The sequence below is a fragment of the Paenibacillus sp. GP183 genome (genome assembly GCF_900104695.1).
Lineage (GTDB): Bacteria > Bacillota > Bacilli > Paenibacillales > NBRC-103111 > Paenibacillus_AI.
The window spans coordinates 123,091-138,537 of the sequence record NZ_FNSW01000001.1 but is presented as its reverse complement, the minus strand read 5'-3'; the positions used below and the strand labels follow the sequence as shown (position 1 = coordinate 138,537).

Sequence of the window (15,447 nt, the reverse complement as noted above, 5' to 3'; positions counted from 1 at the left end):
CAAAGCCGAGACCAATTAAATTGGTTCGGCTTTTCTTCCAAGCTATTCGTATTTTTGCTTCAATCCAAGTACCTTAGTTACATAATCTTGAGTTTCCTTTGGCAATAAATGCAGCTTTTGCTGCAAATCCAGATCATTACGGATGCCAAGCCGGTCTACACGTCCCGGGCCTGCATTATAAGCGGCTAGAGCCGTTCCTTCGTTGCCGTTATACTTTTTTAGCAGAGAGGATAAAAAAAGCGTGCCAGCATGAACATTTTGCTGAGGATCAAAAGGGTCAGTGACTCCTAGGCCGCTTCCGGTGTCGTCCATTAGCTGCATCAGCCCCTTGGCGCCAGCGGATGAAACCGCGCTCTTGTTAAATGAGGATTCCTGATCAATGACTGCTTTGATCAAGCTTGAATCCACACCAAATCGACTGCTGGCTTGATTGATTAATGCCTCATAATTACCCGGCGCCGATTGTCTGGATAAAGATTGCAATGGAGAATAGGATTGGTTTATACCCAAGAGATTGGCAGGGAGAAATGAGCTTGCTAATGGATCTGTAGATACAGACCCGGGATTCGCCGATGCCTGTCCCAAATAGCTTTGCAAAATAGCACTGAAATCAGAGCCTGACTGTTCGGGATCAGGAGTCCCTCCCGAGATTAACGTGCTGCTGTTCAGCATCTGGAGCTTAAGTAGCTGGCTCATGACTCTTGGGTCAATGTTCATTTGCATCCTCGCTTCTAAACAATGGTTATTTCTTAGATTAGCCGCCCCAGACCATTCTGCGATCAGAGGCGGCTGCCTCAGCTTAAGATATATTTTGCTCGAGCACATCATCCTGCTCGGCGATTCTGCGAACTTTAACCCGAGAAATGCGAAGGTGATCGGTTTCTTCCACCATAAACTCAAATTCATCATTGTAGATGACCTGCTGATTTTTGCTTGGAGGTATTTCAATCTGGGAGTAAATCCAGCCACCGATGGTGTCATAATCATCCGAAGCAATTTCAAGGCCGAAATAATCATTCACTTCGTCAATATGAAGCAATCCATCAATAGAGAATGTATTCTCATCCTTCATCTCTATGGTTGGGCGCTCTTCATCGAATTCGTCCTGAATTTCTCCGACAATTTCCTCCATGATATCTTCCAGGGTCACGAGGCCTGAAGTACCGCCGTATTCATCAATAAGCAGCGCCATTTGGCTGCGCTTTTTCTGTAAAATTTTCAGCAAATCACTGATTTGGATAGAATCCGGCACAGTCGTAATAGGACGCATTATTTTCTTAATCCCTTTGAGATTGGCATCGGGTTTCAATAAATCCTTAATGTGGACGAAACCGATGATATTATCTTTATCGGGATCACAAACAGGGTAACGAGTCCGCATATCCTTGACAGCAAAAGCTAGATTTTCGCCAAAAGAGAGATTGGCATACAAGCATTCCATTTCCGTTCTTGGAATCATGATTTCTTTGGCTGTTGTTTCTGCAAACTCAAATATATTATCGACAAGCGTAAGCTCTGTATTATCAATAAGGCCGTTTTTGTGGCTTTCCTTCATCAATACCCTGATTTCATCTTCCGTATGAGCTGTATCATGCTCATTTTCCGGTTCAATCCCGACGCGTCGCAGCATCCAGTTGGATATCCCGTTTAACAACCAGATAAAAGGGTACATGAGCTTGTAAAAGAGAACAATAGGCAGCGCGGCAAGCAAAGTAATGCTCTCCGCTTTACGGATTGCATAGGTTTTGGGGAACTGTTCACCCAGTGTAATATGGAAGATGGTCATCAACGTAAATGCTATGATAAATGTAATGGTATGAAAAAGTCCATCCGATAATCCAAGCGGTTTAAGCACCGGTTCCAGCAATAAGGCAAAGGCTGGCTCACCCACATAACCAAGTAATAAGGACGTCAGTGTAATCCCGAGCTGACACGCCGATAGATAGGCATTCAAATTATTCATGATGCCTCTGGCGAACTTCGCATTCCTGCGGCCTTCTTCTGCCATTGTATCGATGCGGCTTCCTCTTGCCTTGACCATGGCAAATTCAACTGCCACGAAAAAACCGTTTAATAAAACCAATAATAAAACCAAGCCTAACTTTAATAAAAGCGGTAACGGATCACTATCCAATACCTTACCCATCCCCTACAATAACGCCGAGGAGAATGGGTGCACCTCCCTTGAAAATAAATTTATTTCAGATATCACTTTTTATTATATATTACTACCCTATACAGTCAAATCTTCCATTATGACTCCACAAGCCAAAATGATCAACTACAGGGGTATTAATGGCTCAAAACGGACTGTCAGCGGTCATAATCCGGCCACAGTCCATTCTCAGCCCTTTTTTCAAATAAAAATAAAGAAACAAGCCCGAATGAGGCTTGTTTCTTTATTTTTATTCAAGAATGCATACGCATGAGCAAGAAATAGGCGGCGAAGGATAGCAGTCCTAAAGCAATGGACCAACTGCCGAGGCCGCGTTTTCCTCCGCTATAGGCCATAAAACCAAGGATTATGGCAGCGGGGCCAAGAATTACGGGCCAGATAAACATGGACAGAAGCGCCAAGATCAAGGCTGCATAGCCGATCCTTTTGGATCTGGACAAATTGGCAGATTTGTCTACGGATGGAACCGCGATTTCCTCTGCAAATTCCTCTTCGGAACCTATGATCACATGGCCCTTGAAGCGTGCGTCTCTTTTCAGCTTCTCAGATTGTTCTTTGTCCCAATCCGACTCCTCGTAAAACATTGTATAACCTCCCGTCCGGAAAGCTATTTTTATTTTTTCAGTTCAAACGTTTGACAGCACGTATTCGCCGCATTTCTTGCGGCATCCTTATGCTCTGTACGGTAGGCTTCAGCTGCAAATTCCTCGTTAAAGCTTACACTAGCGTGTTTATCAATTTCGATCATGATCGATTTTGCGTGACAATTGTTTCCCACTGACCAATATTCGCAGTTTGCCACAGAACATTTCACATCCGGCATCGTTATCACCCCTCCCTTAGCATCGGCACGGACAGGAGCGGATATTCGCTATCGGAGTTTGTTAGATAACACCAAAGCAAACAAAAAAGATGCGCCTCAAGCCGCATCCCTCTGTATCGTGCAAATGATTCTCATGATTGCACTTGCTATATTTTCTCACCCTGCATTCGGCGCTGCGTAATATAATCTGTTTCATAATAAGACAAGTCTTCGCGCAGCTGCTCAAATATTTTGGACATCTCTACAGTCAAATCGCGAACCTCGCGGGTTGGTTTTTTGCGAAAGCGAATCGCATCCTGCCCCGTATATGCATAACGGCCGTCTTCAGAGTAGCATTCATTTTTCGGGTAAAAGAATGTATTCACACAAGTATGATAAACCTCATATAAAACCTTCTCGGAAAACTCTACATTAAAAGTTGGGCGGCGCAAGCACACCCCCAGTTTTTCATAAGCGACTTCACAGAACACCAATAGATTTCGAGTATCCTGCAGATACCCCCGGTAAAATTCGTCCATGGCCGGATCATTTTCCGCATTTAGCTGGTTTAGTGAGCTATGGTTCAAGAACAGCTCCAATTTTGCGGTTGCTTCTTTAAGCTTGGTACGGGTTGAATCACAAACATTTTTTACATTGAAAACAGCCATGCCTCAGTGACCTCCTCTATTTGCGCTTGTTCTATCGTACCATAAAATCACATTAAAAGGTATATCAAAACGTTCAATTCGGTGCATAAAACATCCCTCCTCACCTCAACCTAAGATACATGCAAAAGGAGGCTATACCATGTGGCGTTATGTATTATCATTTATGGTCATCGTCGGTTTAGGGATATTTGTGATTGCCGGGCATCGAGGGACGGAACCACCGCCGACGCCTGAAGTTTACAGCACAGCTTATGAATTAAGTGCAAAACAGACACTGCTGAACCAGGATGTAAAGCTGACGGATGATTTATGCCGGACTCAGTGCTCGGTCGATTTTCATCAAATGATCAATGGCATTCATGACCGTAAATCTGCTGCAGAAATATTATCCGAGATGAAAGCGATGCATGAGAAAATGGATTACCTGGTCTGGTCCAAGCATGCTGAGCCACTGATGTCCGGAACCAAAATCGGAACCCTCAAGCAAGAGATACAGAAGCCCGCGGCTAATTATATGGAAACTGCAAAACAGAAGGTTAAGACCGGAACGAGTTACCAGTCCCCAAATATCGGCCAGGGCAGCCAATCTTATTTTGTGCTTGGGGTACCCTCATCCGATGGGACGAGCTCTCTGATTGGTGTCATTCATCAAGATATTTTATCTAAAGTTGCCGATCATCAACGTAAAAACTTGCGGCTGGAGCCCTACCCGAACGAGAATAAATGGAAAATCGAATCCGTTGAAACAGGAACTTTACGGGATAAAAAAGTCAATCACCCAGAAGATAATCAGAATACAAGCCATTACCATAAAAACGAAGTGGCGGTGCGCTTTAAACAGGACCCGACCCAGGCTCAGCTAGCGCAAATTCATAAAGAAATTGGGGCCAGCGGGTCAAAGAAGCTCGGATATACTTACGTTTTTGAAGCTGGCTCGATGGAAGCCAAACAGTTGATGTCTTATTTTTCAAAATGGGATGTCGAGTATGCAGAGCCTCATTACCTTTACATGACTAATGAACGGATGAGCGAAACAGTTAACGGCGCCTCGGCCCAGCCGAAGCCCTTTTCCAGTGACTCACCTGCAGTTATCACTCCTGATTTTATTCCCAATGATAACTTGTACAGCAAGTACCAATGGAATTTGCCAATCATTGAGACCCCTAAGGGCTGGCAGGTTAATCGTGGTGCCTCGGACATCGTCGTTGCTGTTGTAGATACTGGAGTGGACCTTAATCATCCGGATTTAAAGGACCATTTGGTTGCTGGTACGAACATTGTCGATCAAAACGCTAGTCCCAATGATGATGTCGGCCATGGTACGCATGTCGCGGGAGTCATCTCTGCTCTGGTGAACAATAACCTCGGTGTCGCTGGCATGACTTGGTACAACAAGGTTATGCCGGTAAAAGTGTTGGATAAAACCGGTGCGGGAAACACCTATTCCGTATCACAGGGCATCATTTGGGCAACCGACCATGGGGCAAAAGTGATCAATATGAGCCTGGGTAATTATGCGGATTCGAGCTTCCTGCATGATGCGGTAACCTATGCATTCAATCATGATGTTGCACTGATCGCAGCAAGCGGCAATGATAATACCGAGCAGCCCGGCTATCCTGCCGCTTATCCGGAGGTTTTTGCGGTCGCAGCCAGCGATTCCAGCAATAAAAAGGCGCCTTTCTCCAATTACGGGGATTACATTGATGTAACCGCCCCAGGCGTAAGCATTGCAAGCACCTATCCGAACAATCAGTATGCCGCACTTTCCGGCACGTCGATGGCCAGCCCCCATGTGACAGCTCTGGCTGCTCTCATTCGCTCAACTAATCCATCGTTGAAAAACACGGAGGTGTACGAAATCATGCGTAAAAGCGCGCAAGATTTGGGCGACCCCGGGAAAGATAAATATTTCGGCTACGGCCTCATCAATGTCATGCAGGCTGTTAATACCGCAAATGGAAGAAATGTAAACAATAAAACGAACAACGGACAAGCAGCTCCTGCTTCACCTTCATTTTTTACAGATCCGCTTGGCAGGCTGCAGCAGACTCTGAATTGGTTTTTTAATAAGCGTTGAAACATATGGCTGGGCAGAGGACCCTTAGGGACAATTAGAAACAAGGAGCATGAAAAAGCTGATGATGTTTGGTCATTTTCCAATAAAAAAGACCGTCGAGAATGTCTCGACGGTCTCAGGGTAGCCGCTGTCGGCTATCCTTTTGTTTTTTGATGATCCTGGTAAAAGACTAATGGAAAGTTTGCCGTAAGCCGGGTTCTGTACTTCCGGTGGTCCATCGGGTGTCTAGCGCCCTCCCACCATTGAAGTGACAATCATCTATCTAGGCCGTACATTGCTGCACGGCTCAAGCGACCAACCCGAACGCGCCTCGGGCAAAGGCTGCCGCTCAAGAGCGGCCTGCGTCCCTCTAGGTCTTGCTCCAAGTGGGGTTTACCAGGACATAAGTCACCTTACATCCTCGTGGTCTCTTACACCACGGTTCCATCCTTGCCTGTGCGGTCACAGCCTTAAGGCTGCGACATCCGCTGTCGTTAGACGGCGGTGCCATCGGCGGTCCATTTCTGTGGCACTATCCTTCAGCTCGCGCCGACTGGACATTATCCAGCACCCTGCCCTTTGGAGCCCGGACTTTCCTCTCGCCTCGGAGTAATCCTCAGCCAGCGATTGTCTGTCAAACTTTCCAATGCAACTGCTAGTATACAGCGATTTGCTAAGGAATTCAACCGCAACTCTTTTCCATAGGATGGCGCCGGCAAGAAATCAGCCGTTATAGAAACTTAAACGGCTCCGTATCCACCTGCGACGCCAGCACCTGCGTTGCAGTGTTCGCGAGCTGCGCGGCAAGGTATGCCGCTACGCCGCGCTTCAAGATCTTCTCGACGTTATGTCCCACGTCGAGCAGAGCAATCCCCGCCGCGTCCGCATCGTGCGCGGTGTGGTAATCGATGTCGCCGGTGACGAGCACATCGGCGCCGGCAAAGATGGCGTGGCGCACATAGCGCCCGCCTGATCCCCCCAGAACGGCCACCTTGCGGATGGGCCGTTCCAAATCGCCGACGACGCGCACCGCGGGCACGTCGAAGGCACTCTTCGCGAGCTCGGCCAGCTCGCGCAGAGTGACGGCGGCCGGCAGCTTGCCGACGCGGCCGAGCCCGTGAACCCGACCCGCCTGCTCCAGCGGGTACAGGTCATAGGCCACCTCCTCGTAGGGGTGGGCCTTGATCATGGCCTGAACAGCTTTGCGCTGCAAGCTTTCAGGCACGATCGTTTCGACGCGTACCTCCTGTACGCGTTCCAGCTGGCCCGGCTCCCCGATAAACGGGTGCGTTCCTTCCTGCGGAAGGAATGTGCCGGTACCGGGGGAGCTGAAGCTGCAGTTGCTGTAGGGCCCGATCGAGCCGGCTCCGGCGGCGAACAGGGCATCCAGCACCTGCTGGTGATGCGTCTGCGGAACATAGCAGACGAGCTTCTTCAGCTTGTCTGTGTACACAGCCTCGAGATAACTTAGATCAAACAGCCCCAGCGCCTCAGCCATCATATCATTCACGCCGCCTTCGGCGACATCCAGATTCGTATGCGCGATATACACAGCAATATCATGCTTGATAAGCCTCTCATAAAGCCGTCCTGCAGGAGTATCCGTTTGCAGGTGCGAGAGCGGACGGTAGATGATCGCATGATGAGCAATAATCAGATCAACCTGCTCTTGAATGGCTTCTTCTACAACGGCGCAGGTGACGTCAAGCGTGATGAGCACTTTGCGAATGTCTTTTTGAAGGGTTCCGAGCTGCAAGCCGATTTTATCATCATGCACAGCCAAATGCTTGGGAGAAAACTGCTCGAAGATTTGAATTACGGTTTGTCCTTTTGCAAGCAAAGGGCAAGCACCTCCCGGATGTCCTGAATTTCCTTGCGCAGGGTTTCAGCTTTGAGTTTGGAAGCATCAGCATCGGACAGCGACAGCTGCTCGCGGATCATTTCCAGCTTGTCGAGCTCGCCTTGCCATTTGCGGTGCCATACTTCTCCAGCCTCCTGCAGCAGGTAAGGTCCCATCTGAAGCTGTCTTTCTTTCCCGATTTCCTTATCAGGACCAAGCTTGCGGACTTGATAAAGAGCTTCTAACATCTCTGATCTGTTTTTTGCATGACTCCCCGCAGGAACAGCTGTCAATATTTCATAGATCTTGCCGTCCTCTTCCAGGATGTCTTCGGATTCCAAAAGCCATTGATGCCTGTCCAGCCAGCGGCGGACCTGATCTTCCCCAACATTAGGCTGAAGGACCAGCATGTTTACGCTGCTCAGCTTATCTTGGCCTCCCTCCAGAATCGAAGCGATCAAGCTGCCTCCCATTCCGGCAATCGAAATGACATCGACTTCCCCAGAACACAGCACCTCCAGACCATTTCCTTCACGAACTTCAATTTTACCGGTTAGGCCGGATTCTTTCACTTGCTTAGCAGCGGCTGCAAGGGGACCTGGGTTGACTTCTCCGGCTATGGCCCATGTTACGATTCCAGCTTGCACCAGATAAGCGGGCAGCAAGGCGTGATCCGATCCGATATCGGCCAAACGGCTGAAGGACGGAACCTTATCCGCGATCCGCTGCAGCCGTTTTGATAATTTGACTGTCATTTACATAACCCACTCTATCCATTTTTTTCGTAATAAGTACAGCGCGATACCCGCTGCGATCAGTTTTATCATAAAAGATAGCTGTATCGCTTGCGAAGATGTATGCACGTCTGTTAAAAAGCTTATCACTTCCGGGGCGAAGAGAGCAAGAAACCCGATAAAAAAGAGGCTGCCCGATACCTCTTTGCTCGTATGATGCACCAGCCAAGCCAACCAAATAAATAGAACAGCCACCGGCAGCCAGCTAAGCTCGAGCGGCCACCAAATAGGCTCTCTCAGCTTATGAACCAGCAGCCACCCATAGGTGCCCAGCAGTACAACCCAACCGCTGAATTGCAAGGCTTTCATCTTTGCCGATATTCCGGCCAGCAGCCATATGATACTGCAAAAAGCTATGTATCCCACATTTTGACCAGGGGAATTCCATCCATGTAATTTCATTATGTATAAACCTATAAAGAGCAGCGAGATCGAAGCGATTCCGAAAAGCAAATGAGTGGCAAGCGGAGCGTCATTCCTTTTTTTGAAACCGTAGGTGTAACCACCAAGCACCAACAAAGCCAAAATCACGATTTGCATTGCAATTCCAAAAGAGTTAAAATTAAGAGCAGAAAAGGAAATACATCCAATAATCACCAGAACAAGCACCCAGATCTTCCAACTGCTGGCTATGATGGACTCCGCAGAAACACCGAGGAATGATTTGGGCTTATCCTTTCCGTCCTCCAGATACAAATTCATCAGGAAATCACAATACTGCTCGGGTAATAGTCGGCTTCTGCGCCAATGATCAATTTCTTTTACAATCAATCTTCTTTTTTCATCTTCCATCGTTTTCACCTTCCTAGCTACTTTATCGGCCGTAAAGACTTATCGATTTAGAAGTTTTTGCAAAAAAATACCCCGCCGGATTGTGGCAGGGTCATCAGTTACGCGTTTATTCCAAAAAATCCTTTAATCTCTTGCTCCGGCTCGGATGTCTCAGCTTGCGAAGCGCCTTTGCTTCAATCTGGCGAATCCGTTCACGAGTGACGCCGAATACTTTGCCAACTTCTTCCAAGGTGCGCGTACGCCCGTCATCGAGTCCAAAACGGAGCCGAAGCACGTTTTCTTCCCTCTCGGTCAACGTATCCAGCACATCTTCCAATTGCTCCTTGAGCAGTTCATAGGCCGCCGCATCCGCGGGCGCCAATGCCTCTTGATCCTCTATGAAATCGCCGAGATGTGAATCATCCTCTTCTCCGATCGGAGTTTCGAGGGAGACCGGCTCTTGCGCAATTTTCATAATCTCACGCACTTTATCGGTGCTCAAATCCATTTCCTTGGCAATTTCTTCCGGTGTAGGTTCTCTCCCAAGCTCTTGAAGCAGCTGGCGGGAGACACGAATAAGCTTGTTAATCGTCTCTACCATATGTACCGGAATTCGAATGGTCCTTGCTTGGTCCGCTATTGCGCGAGTAATGGCTTGGCGAATCCACCAGGTAGCATAGGTACTGAACTTATATCCTTTGGTGTGATCAAATTTCTCCACTGCTTTGATCAGTCCCATGTTCCCCTCTTGAATCAAATCAAGGAACAACATACCCCGGCCTACATAGCGTTTGGCAATGCTGACTACGAGACGCAGATTCGCTTCGGCCAAGCGGCGTTTGGCTTCTTCGTCGCCATTCTCTATACGTTTGGCCAGATCGACTTCATCTTCTGCCGACAATAAGGGAACACGGCCGATTTCTTTCAAATACATGCGAACCGGATCGTTAATCTTAATGCCCGGAGGCAGGGTAAGATCATCGTCGAAATTAAATTCGTCATGCTCTCTGTCTTCCGGATTAACCGACGTCTCGTCATCCGACTCATTTCCCACGTCAATCCCCATTTCCGAAAGATGCTCGAAAAATTCATCGATTTGCTCGGGATCCTGATCGAATGGAGCCAGTTTCTCCATAATATCCTTGTAAGTGAGTGAAGAACGTTTTTTGCCCTGCTCCATGAGCTGTTCTTTTACCTGCTCCAAGGTTAAATCTGTATCCAGTTCTGTGCGCTGATCGTTCGCCATATTCGTACTCCCTCCTCCCTAGTCAGTCGAACATCTGAATTAGCTAGAAGAACTTTTCATCACTTTTCTTCTATCTTCTAGGGATCTTATTTCACTAAGAATTTTTGCTGCCGATAGGTTATCTTTCAAAAGAACAAGTCGATTCGCCTCGGCTTTTTTTTCTTCAATTTCCAAACGAATATAATGGCTCAGGATGGTTTGTATCCTGTAATCCGCTTCCTGAATCTGTTCAATATGAATGGGCCTTGCGTCTTTCATCACAAGGGACGTGGCCAGCTCCCTTAATTTCGCGTCCTGGATCTTGGAAATAAAAAGTCCCGGATTCGTATCATTCTCTGAATAAAAGGAATACAGATAGGCAGACAACGCCGCGAACTTATCTTCTATAAATTGAGCCCCCAGCTTTTCCTGGACATAATGCGTGATGTCTTTATCATGAATCATAAAAAAAATTAATTCGCTTTCAGCGTTATACACATCACTAAACCCAGTGAGGTGCTTCGCCCCCGCTGCTCTCCTATTATTCATAACATTATTCCACAGAAATGGTTTATTATCCCCAGTATTTCTGTTTTTTTCCGATAACAGCAGGTGCTCCGTCAAATCCTGCTTTAAAGCTTCATAAGAAGAATCCGGAAATTCTGAAGATAATTGCTTGAGATAATGTTCTCTTTCAATAGGTGAAGATAGATCAGCGATCATTTTTACCGCAGCTTGCAAATATCGGACTCGATCGCCGTCCTCGTGCAGCTTGAAGTTTTTTCGAATGTAAAGAAGTTTATATTTCATCGACGGTACGGAAGGCTCCACAATCTCCCGCACAAATCGCTCGGAACCATGGGCGGTTACATATTCATCAGGGTCCTGGTTATCCGGCAGCATCGCTACCGAAACTTTGCAACCGGCTTCCTCAAGAATTGGAATGCTTTTGAATGCAGCGGATTGCCCGGCGTTATCCCCGTCATAACATAATACGATTCTTTCGCTGTTTCGGTTCAATATACCCGCATGCTCCTTGGTAAGCGCAGTGCCCATGGTTGCTATCCCATTATGAACTCCCGCTTCCCAGGCTTTAATAACATCCACATATCCTTCGAACAAAACGGCCTTTTCCGCCTTGCGAATATTAGGCCTGGCCAAGTGCATGTTATACAAAGTGCGGCTCTTATTGAAGAGCATCGTCTCCGGACTGTTCAGGTATTTGGGCTGCACATCGCCCGTTGCCCTGCCGCCGAAAGCAATCACTTTGCCCGTAGAGTCACAAATAGGGAACATGATGCGTTCCCGGAATTTATCTACGTAGCCGCTGCCTTCGGATCTTGCCGAGATCAGACCGCCTTTTTCCATAAGCTGCATGTCGTATCCGCGCTTTTCCAGCTGCAGGACAAGTGTATCCCACATTACAGGGGCATAACCAATCTGAAATGTTTCAATCAGCTTATCCGACATACCGCGGGAACGAAGATAGACCAATGCCTTTTTGCCTTGCTCCGTGTTGCCTAGAATATATTGGTACAACTTTGCAGCAAACTCATGAGCTTGAAGAAGGGATGCCTTCTCTTTTTGCTGCTCGGTTTGCTCCGCTGTCGATTCCTCCCAACTGATCGGAATACCTGCTTCATCTGCCAAAATTCGAACCGCTTCGGCAAAACTGTATCCTTCCTTTTCCATCAAAAAGTGAATGGAATTGCCTCCGACCCCGCAGCCGAAGCAATGGTAGATCTGCTTCTCCGGCGTGACTGTAAAGGACGGACTCTTCTCGGAATGAAATGGACAGAGGCCCTTCATGTAATGGCCCTGTTTAGTTAAATGAACGTATTTGCCAATGACCTCCACGATATCGTGACGAGCCAGAACCGCTTCAATGACTTCTTCCGGTATACGTCCGTAGCTCAATCTAACCACCTTCAATTCAGTAACGCCCATTGGACGCCGCCGTTTCCGACGTATAACTATTCGCTACCCGGAGCCATAATCCTGCAAATTTGCTAAAACTTTTGACAAAGTTTGCAGAAAGTTGGTGCGGTCTTCATCGGTGAATGGCTTTGGTCCCTTACTATGCTTGCCGTTTCGCCGCTGCTTCGCTGACTCATGCCTTTTTTCAAGCAAGAAATCTATCGTCCTGTCGGTATAGGTTTGTCCGCGGTTCGATAAAGCGATAGCCCGTTTGCCAAGTCCGATAGCAGCGAGACCAAAATCCTGGGTAACCAGAATATCACCTGCCTTGAGATGGTTCGCAATGTACAGATCCACGGATTGGTCGCTGCGGTCTACTTGTACGACGGTTACTCCTTCGCTTTCGTTCAATCGATGGTCAAAGGAAGCAACCATGAGTACTTGAACGCCATATTGTCCGGCAGCTTTGACGATTTCAGCTTTTACAGGACAGGCATCGGCGTCTACAACAATTTTACTTGCTTGCATCTTCCAAAGCCCCCGAGTTCCCCAAATTCCTGCCGTACTATTATATACGATGAAGTTATAAAAAATCCTGCTTCAGAAGTGACGATTGATTCTAAATTAATACGCAGGAATTTGGCATAGGTTGCATAAATTTAGCCTGAACGCATACAGGAATGTCCTGAAATCATGACTTTCCTTTTATTTACCCGCAAATCCTGTAGTTTTAACCTTTTTAAAATATGATCGGCTGATTCCATATATGACATAAGTATGTGCGCTGCTCTTGAATCGAACGCATAAAAAAACCCGCTGATATGCAAAAAACACATAAAAGCGAGATACGTTACATGCCGTATTTGTCCATTTGTTCAATGAAACCTCTTGATTTCCAGTTAATCCCGATATGCGTATCCATATAAGCTTTCATGCTAGCTTTAAGTTGTTCCTTAGTCTCTGTTTTGACCTGAACAGCTCCAAGACGGTTCATGTCCATTACGGGAAAAAGCTTAAGCAGCTTTAGTGTCCCTTCGGAAACCGGAATGCTCACAGGATCTTTATGCTTGCAGCGAATACACAGTACCCCGCCCATGGAAGGACTGAATGAGACGAGATCAGCCTCGGCACCGCAGGAGACACAGCTGGAAGTGACCGGCAAATACCCCGCCAGTTCAAACATTTTCATCTCGTAGAGATGTATCACAATTTGCATATCTTTATTGTCTTCAATTGCGCTTAATCCCGCTTTAAGCTGCCCGAATATGTAGGCGCTGCCTTCCTCATCACCAAGCATGCGGTCCGTCATTTCAACTAAATAAGCCGAATAAGCGGATTTGCTCAAGTCTTCCCGCAGAGCGTGATGTCCCTCTATGATATCAGCATGATTCAGCGTTCCCATATGCCCCTTTTGTTTAAAAAAAACAAAATCGGCATGGGTGAAAACCTGAGTGACTGCTGCATGGCGGCTCTTTGATTTTTTGGCGCCGCGGGCCATGACACTGACCTTTCCAAGCTCCGCGGTCAGCAAGCTGATGATTTTATTTCCTTCGCCGTAGTCCGTGCTGCGGAGCACGATCCCCTGAACATTGCGCAGCATATCGTTTCCCCCAGCGATCTGCAGGGAGAAACGGTTTATGTCCCGCCCGGCTGATCTTCGATTTCCTGCTCATCCTTGAGCCCTTCCGGCTCCATGCGGATCACTCCCGAAACCTGCTTATACAGTAAATAGGCATCCAGGTCACCCGTTTTAGAAAAAAATTCCCACGTAAAATCTCTCATGCAGAACATCTCCCACTGAACATGATGACTTTAGTTTGGGTCTCTCAAGCAGGATATATGTAAAGCAATAACTGGTTACAGCTTCGTTAGTCGTTACGGAAGCCAAGTTCCTTCAATACTCTTTCCTGATTTCGCCAATCTTTTTTAACCTTGACCCACAATTCCAGGAACGTTTTGGAACCCAGCAGCGCCTCGATATCATGTCTTGCTTTCTGCCCAATTTCTTTCAGCAGCGCACCTTGCTTGCCTATAATGATCCCTTTTTGAGAATCACGCTCCACAAAAATAACCGCCGAAATGCGGACAAGTCCATTTTCCTGAACCTTCATGTCTTCAATTTGCACGGCTATGGAGTGCGGGATCTCTTCTCGAGTCAAATGGAGAATTTTCTCCCGGATCAGCTCCGCACATACAAACTGCTCTGGATGATCAGTCACTTGATCGGCCGGGTAATACTGCGGACCTTCCGGTAAATAACGAATAATTTGATCCAGCAGAGTTGTCACATTGTTGCCGCTTAATGCGGATATGGGTACGATTTCGGCAAAGTCGTATAGATCTTTATACTTCACAATGATCGGCAGCAGCGCCTCCGGATGCACCTGATCGATTTTGTTTAAAACTAGGATGACGGGAGTTTTAACATTTTTTAATTGTTCAATAATAAAACGGTCACCGCCGCCAATGCCTTCTGCCACATCGATCAGAAATAAAATCGCGTCGACTTCACCGAGGGTGCCCTGCGCCACCTTCATCATGTAATCGCCGAGCTTTGAGGTCGGTTTATGTATCCCGGGCGTGTCCAGAAAAACGATCTGCCCTTGTTCCCTTGAGTATACCCCATGAATCTTATTGCGGGTCGTCTGCGGTTTATCTGACATGATGGCAATCTTCTGGCCGATGATTTGATTCATCAGCGTGGATTTTCCCACATTCGGCCTGCCGATGATCGATACAAATCCGGATTTGAACGATTTTGCCTTTTGGCTCACTGGTTATCCTCCTGGTTTAAATCCTTTTGTGTAAAAGCTCCGGGCAGCAGCTCAGAAACCGTTGTTCGCACGACATCACCTTTCAGGTTGCTTAAGATGACCGGCATATCCGGTCCGCATAGCTCAATCAGCACTTGTCTGCATATACCACAGGGTGCAATAGGACCTTCTGTATCTGCAATGACTGCGATGGCCTGAAAGGACCGGGGAGCATGTCCATCGGCAATTGCCCGAAAAGCGGCCGTACGTTCCGCACAATTGGTAGGACCGTAGGCGGCATTTTCGATATTGCAGCCCAGATGCACCTTACCATCATTCCCTAAAAGGGCCGCTCCAACATTGAAATGCGAATATGGAGTATAAGCTCTCGTTCTGGCCTCTAAAGCAAGCTCTATCAATTGTTTGTCTTCCAATGAAAATC

At 47.3% G+C, this 15,447-nt stretch carries 16 protein-coding genes and 1 other RNA gene; 1 reads left to right on the top strand and 16 read right to left on the bottom strand.

The features are described from left to right. Nucleotides 1-42: 42 nt before the first annotated feature. The 5 genes from BLV33_RS00660 to BLV33_RS00640 all read right to left on the bottom strand — a co-directional run bounded on the left by BLV33_RS00660 (nucleotide 43) and on the right by BLV33_RS00640 (nucleotide 3,646). Complete coding sequence (locus tag BLV33_RS00660; RefSeq protein WP_253186928.1) at nucleotides 43-717, bottom strand: lytic transglycosylase domain-containing protein; 675 nt, start codon at nucleotides 715-717, stop codon at nucleotides 43-45. Nucleotides 718-799: 82 nt separating this feature from the next. Then, nucleotides 800-2,134: a hemolysin family protein gene (locus tag BLV33_RS00655; RefSeq protein WP_253186927.1), complete on the bottom strand. Its 1,335-nt coding sequence runs from the start codon at nucleotides 2,132-2,134 to the stop codon at nucleotides 800-802. A gap of 275 nt (nucleotides 2,135-2,409) precedes the next feature. Continuing rightward, complete coding sequence (locus tag BLV33_RS00650; RefSeq protein WP_090786972.1) at nucleotides 2,410-2,760, bottom strand: UbiA prenyltransferase family protein; 351 nt, start codon at nucleotides 2,758-2,760, stop codon at nucleotides 2,410-2,412. Between the two features lie 29 nt (nucleotides 2,761-2,789). After that, a complete protein-coding gene (locus BLV33_RS00645) occupies nucleotides 2,790-2,999 on the bottom strand; it encodes a DUF1540 domain-containing protein (protein ID WP_090786970.1) in 210 nt (69 codons plus the stop codon). 146 nt (nucleotides 3,000-3,145) lie between these two features. Further along, on the bottom strand, nucleotides 3,146-3,646 hold the full coding sequence (locus BLV33_RS00640; RefSeq protein WP_090786967.1) for a DUF3907 family protein: 501 nt from the start codon (nucleotides 3,644-3,646) through the stop codon (nucleotides 3,146-3,148). 139 nt (nucleotides 3,647-3,785) lie between these two features. Here BLV33_RS00640 and BLV33_RS00635 point away from each other — a divergent pair, with 139 nt between their 5' ends. Then, nucleotides 3,786-5,726, top strand: coding sequence for a S8 family peptidase (locus BLV33_RS00635; RefSeq protein ID WP_090786963.1), 1,941 nt, complete (start codon nucleotides 3,786-3,788; stop codon nucleotides 5,724-5,726). A 172-nt stretch (nucleotides 5,727-5,898) separates the two neighbouring features. Here the strand turns inward: BLV33_RS00635 and rnpB are convergent. The 11 genes from rnpB to BLV33_RS00580 form a co-directional block, all read right to left on the bottom strand. Next, nucleotides 5,899-6,348: RNase P RNA component class A (rnpB, locus tag BLV33_RS00630), an RNA gene on the bottom strand. A gap of 87 nt (nucleotides 6,349-6,435) precedes the next feature. Continuing rightward, nucleotides 6,436-7,545: a Nif3-like dinuclear metal center hexameric protein gene (locus BLV33_RS00625; RefSeq protein WP_090786960.1), complete on the bottom strand. Its 1,110-nt coding sequence runs from the start codon at nucleotides 7,543-7,545 to the stop codon at nucleotides 6,436-6,438. Continuing rightward, entirely contained in the window at nucleotides 7,521-8,300 is a 780-nt protein-coding gene (locus BLV33_RS00620; protein WP_090786958.1) for a tRNA (adenine(22)-N(1))-methyltransferase, read from the bottom strand. Before BLV33_RS00620 ends, BLV33_RS00625 begins: the two co-directional genes overlap by 25 nt. Beyond that, the gene (locus tag BLV33_RS00615; RefSeq protein WP_090786955.1) at nucleotides 8,301-9,131 is read right to left on the bottom strand and encodes a hypothetical protein; all 831 of its coding nucleotides are present in this window, start codon (nucleotides 9,129-9,131) and stop codon (nucleotides 8,301-8,303) included. Nucleotides 9,132-9,237: 106 nt separating this feature from the next. Further along, nucleotides 9,238-10,356 (bottom strand): RNA polymerase sigma factor RpoD, encoded by a 1,119-nt coding sequence (gene rpoD / locus BLV33_RS00610; RefSeq protein WP_090786952.1) that lies wholly within the window; start codon nucleotides 10,354-10,356, stop codon nucleotides 9,238-9,240. A gap of 39 nt (nucleotides 10,357-10,395) precedes the next feature. After that, nucleotides 10,396-12,252 carry a DNA primase gene (dnaG, locus tag BLV33_RS00605; RefSeq protein WP_090786949.1) on the bottom strand — a complete coding sequence of 619 codons (1,857 nt, stop codon included), beginning with the start codon at nucleotides 12,250-12,252 and terminating at the stop codon, nucleotides 10,396-10,398. 63 nt (nucleotides 12,253-12,315) lie between these two features. Beyond that, nucleotides 12,316-12,780, bottom strand: coding sequence for a YaiI/YqxD family protein (locus BLV33_RS00600; protein ID WP_090786947.1), 465 nt, complete (start codon nucleotides 12,778-12,780; stop codon nucleotides 12,316-12,318). 322 nt (nucleotides 12,781-13,102) lie between these two features. Continuing rightward, nucleotides 13,103-13,852 carry a DNA repair protein RecO gene (gene recO, locus BLV33_RS00595; protein ID WP_090786945.1) on the bottom strand — a complete coding sequence of 250 codons (750 nt, stop codon included), beginning with the start codon at nucleotides 13,850-13,852 and terminating at the stop codon, nucleotides 13,103-13,105. Between the two features lie 35 nt (nucleotides 13,853-13,887). Continuing rightward, on the bottom strand, nucleotides 13,888-14,034 hold the full coding sequence (locus BLV33_RS00590; protein WP_139305660.1) for a YqzL family protein: 147 nt from the start codon (nucleotides 14,032-14,034) through the stop codon (nucleotides 13,888-13,890). An 86-nt stretch (nucleotides 14,035-14,120) separates the two neighbouring features. Next, entirely contained in the window at nucleotides 14,121-15,026 is a 906-nt protein-coding gene (era, locus tag BLV33_RS00585) for a GTPase Era (protein ID WP_090786940.1), read from the bottom strand. Then, nucleotides 15,023-15,439 (bottom strand): cytidine deaminase, encoded by a 417-nt coding sequence (locus BLV33_RS00580; RefSeq protein WP_090786937.1) that lies wholly within the window; start codon nucleotides 15,437-15,439, stop codon nucleotides 15,023-15,025. The genes era and BLV33_RS00580 overlap by 4 nt, the downstream gene beginning before the upstream one ends. Nucleotides 15,440-15,447 lie beyond the last annotated feature (8 nt).

Coding starts and splice junctions, on each gene's coding strand:
- BLV33_RS00660 (WP_253186928.1), bottom strand. CDS start 717: ATGAACATTGACCCAAGAGTCATGAGCCAGCTACTTAAGCTCCAGATG.
- BLV33_RS00650 (WP_090786972.1), bottom strand. CDS start 2,760: ATGTTTTACGAGGAGTCGGATTGGGACAAAGAACAATCTGAGAAGCTG.
- BLV33_RS00645 (WP_090786970.1), bottom strand. CDS start 2,999: ATGCCGGATGTGAAATGTTCTGTGGCAAACTGCGAATATTGGTCAGTG.
- BLV33_RS00640 (WP_090786967.1), bottom strand. CDS start 3,646: ATGGCTGTTTTCAATGTAAAAAATGTTTGTGATTCAACCCGTACCAAG.
- BLV33_RS00635 (WP_090786963.1), top strand. CDS start 3,786: ATGTGGCGTTATGTATTATCATTTATGGTCATCGTCGGTTTAGGGATA.
- BLV33_RS00620 (WP_090786958.1), bottom strand. CDS start 8,300: ATGACAGTCAAATTATCAAAACGGCTGCAGCGGATCGCGGATAAGGTT.
- BLV33_RS00615 (WP_090786955.1), bottom strand. CDS start 9,131: ATGGAAGATGAAAAAAGAAGATTGATTGTAAAAGAAATTGATCATTGG.
- rpoD (WP_090786952.1), bottom strand. CDS start 10,356: ATGGCGAACGATCAGCGCACAGAACTGGATACAGATTTAACCTTGGAG.
- BLV33_RS00600 (WP_090786947.1), bottom strand. CDS start 12,780: ATGCAAGCAAGTAAAATTGTTGTAGACGCCGATGCCTGTCCTGTAAAA.
- recO (WP_090786945.1), bottom strand. CDS start 13,852: ATGCTGCGCAATGTTCAGGGGATCGTGCTCCGCAGCACGGACTACGGC.
- BLV33_RS00590 (WP_139305660.1), bottom strand. CDS start 14,034: ATGAGAGATTTTACGTGGGAATTTTTTTCTAAAACGGGTGACCTGGAT.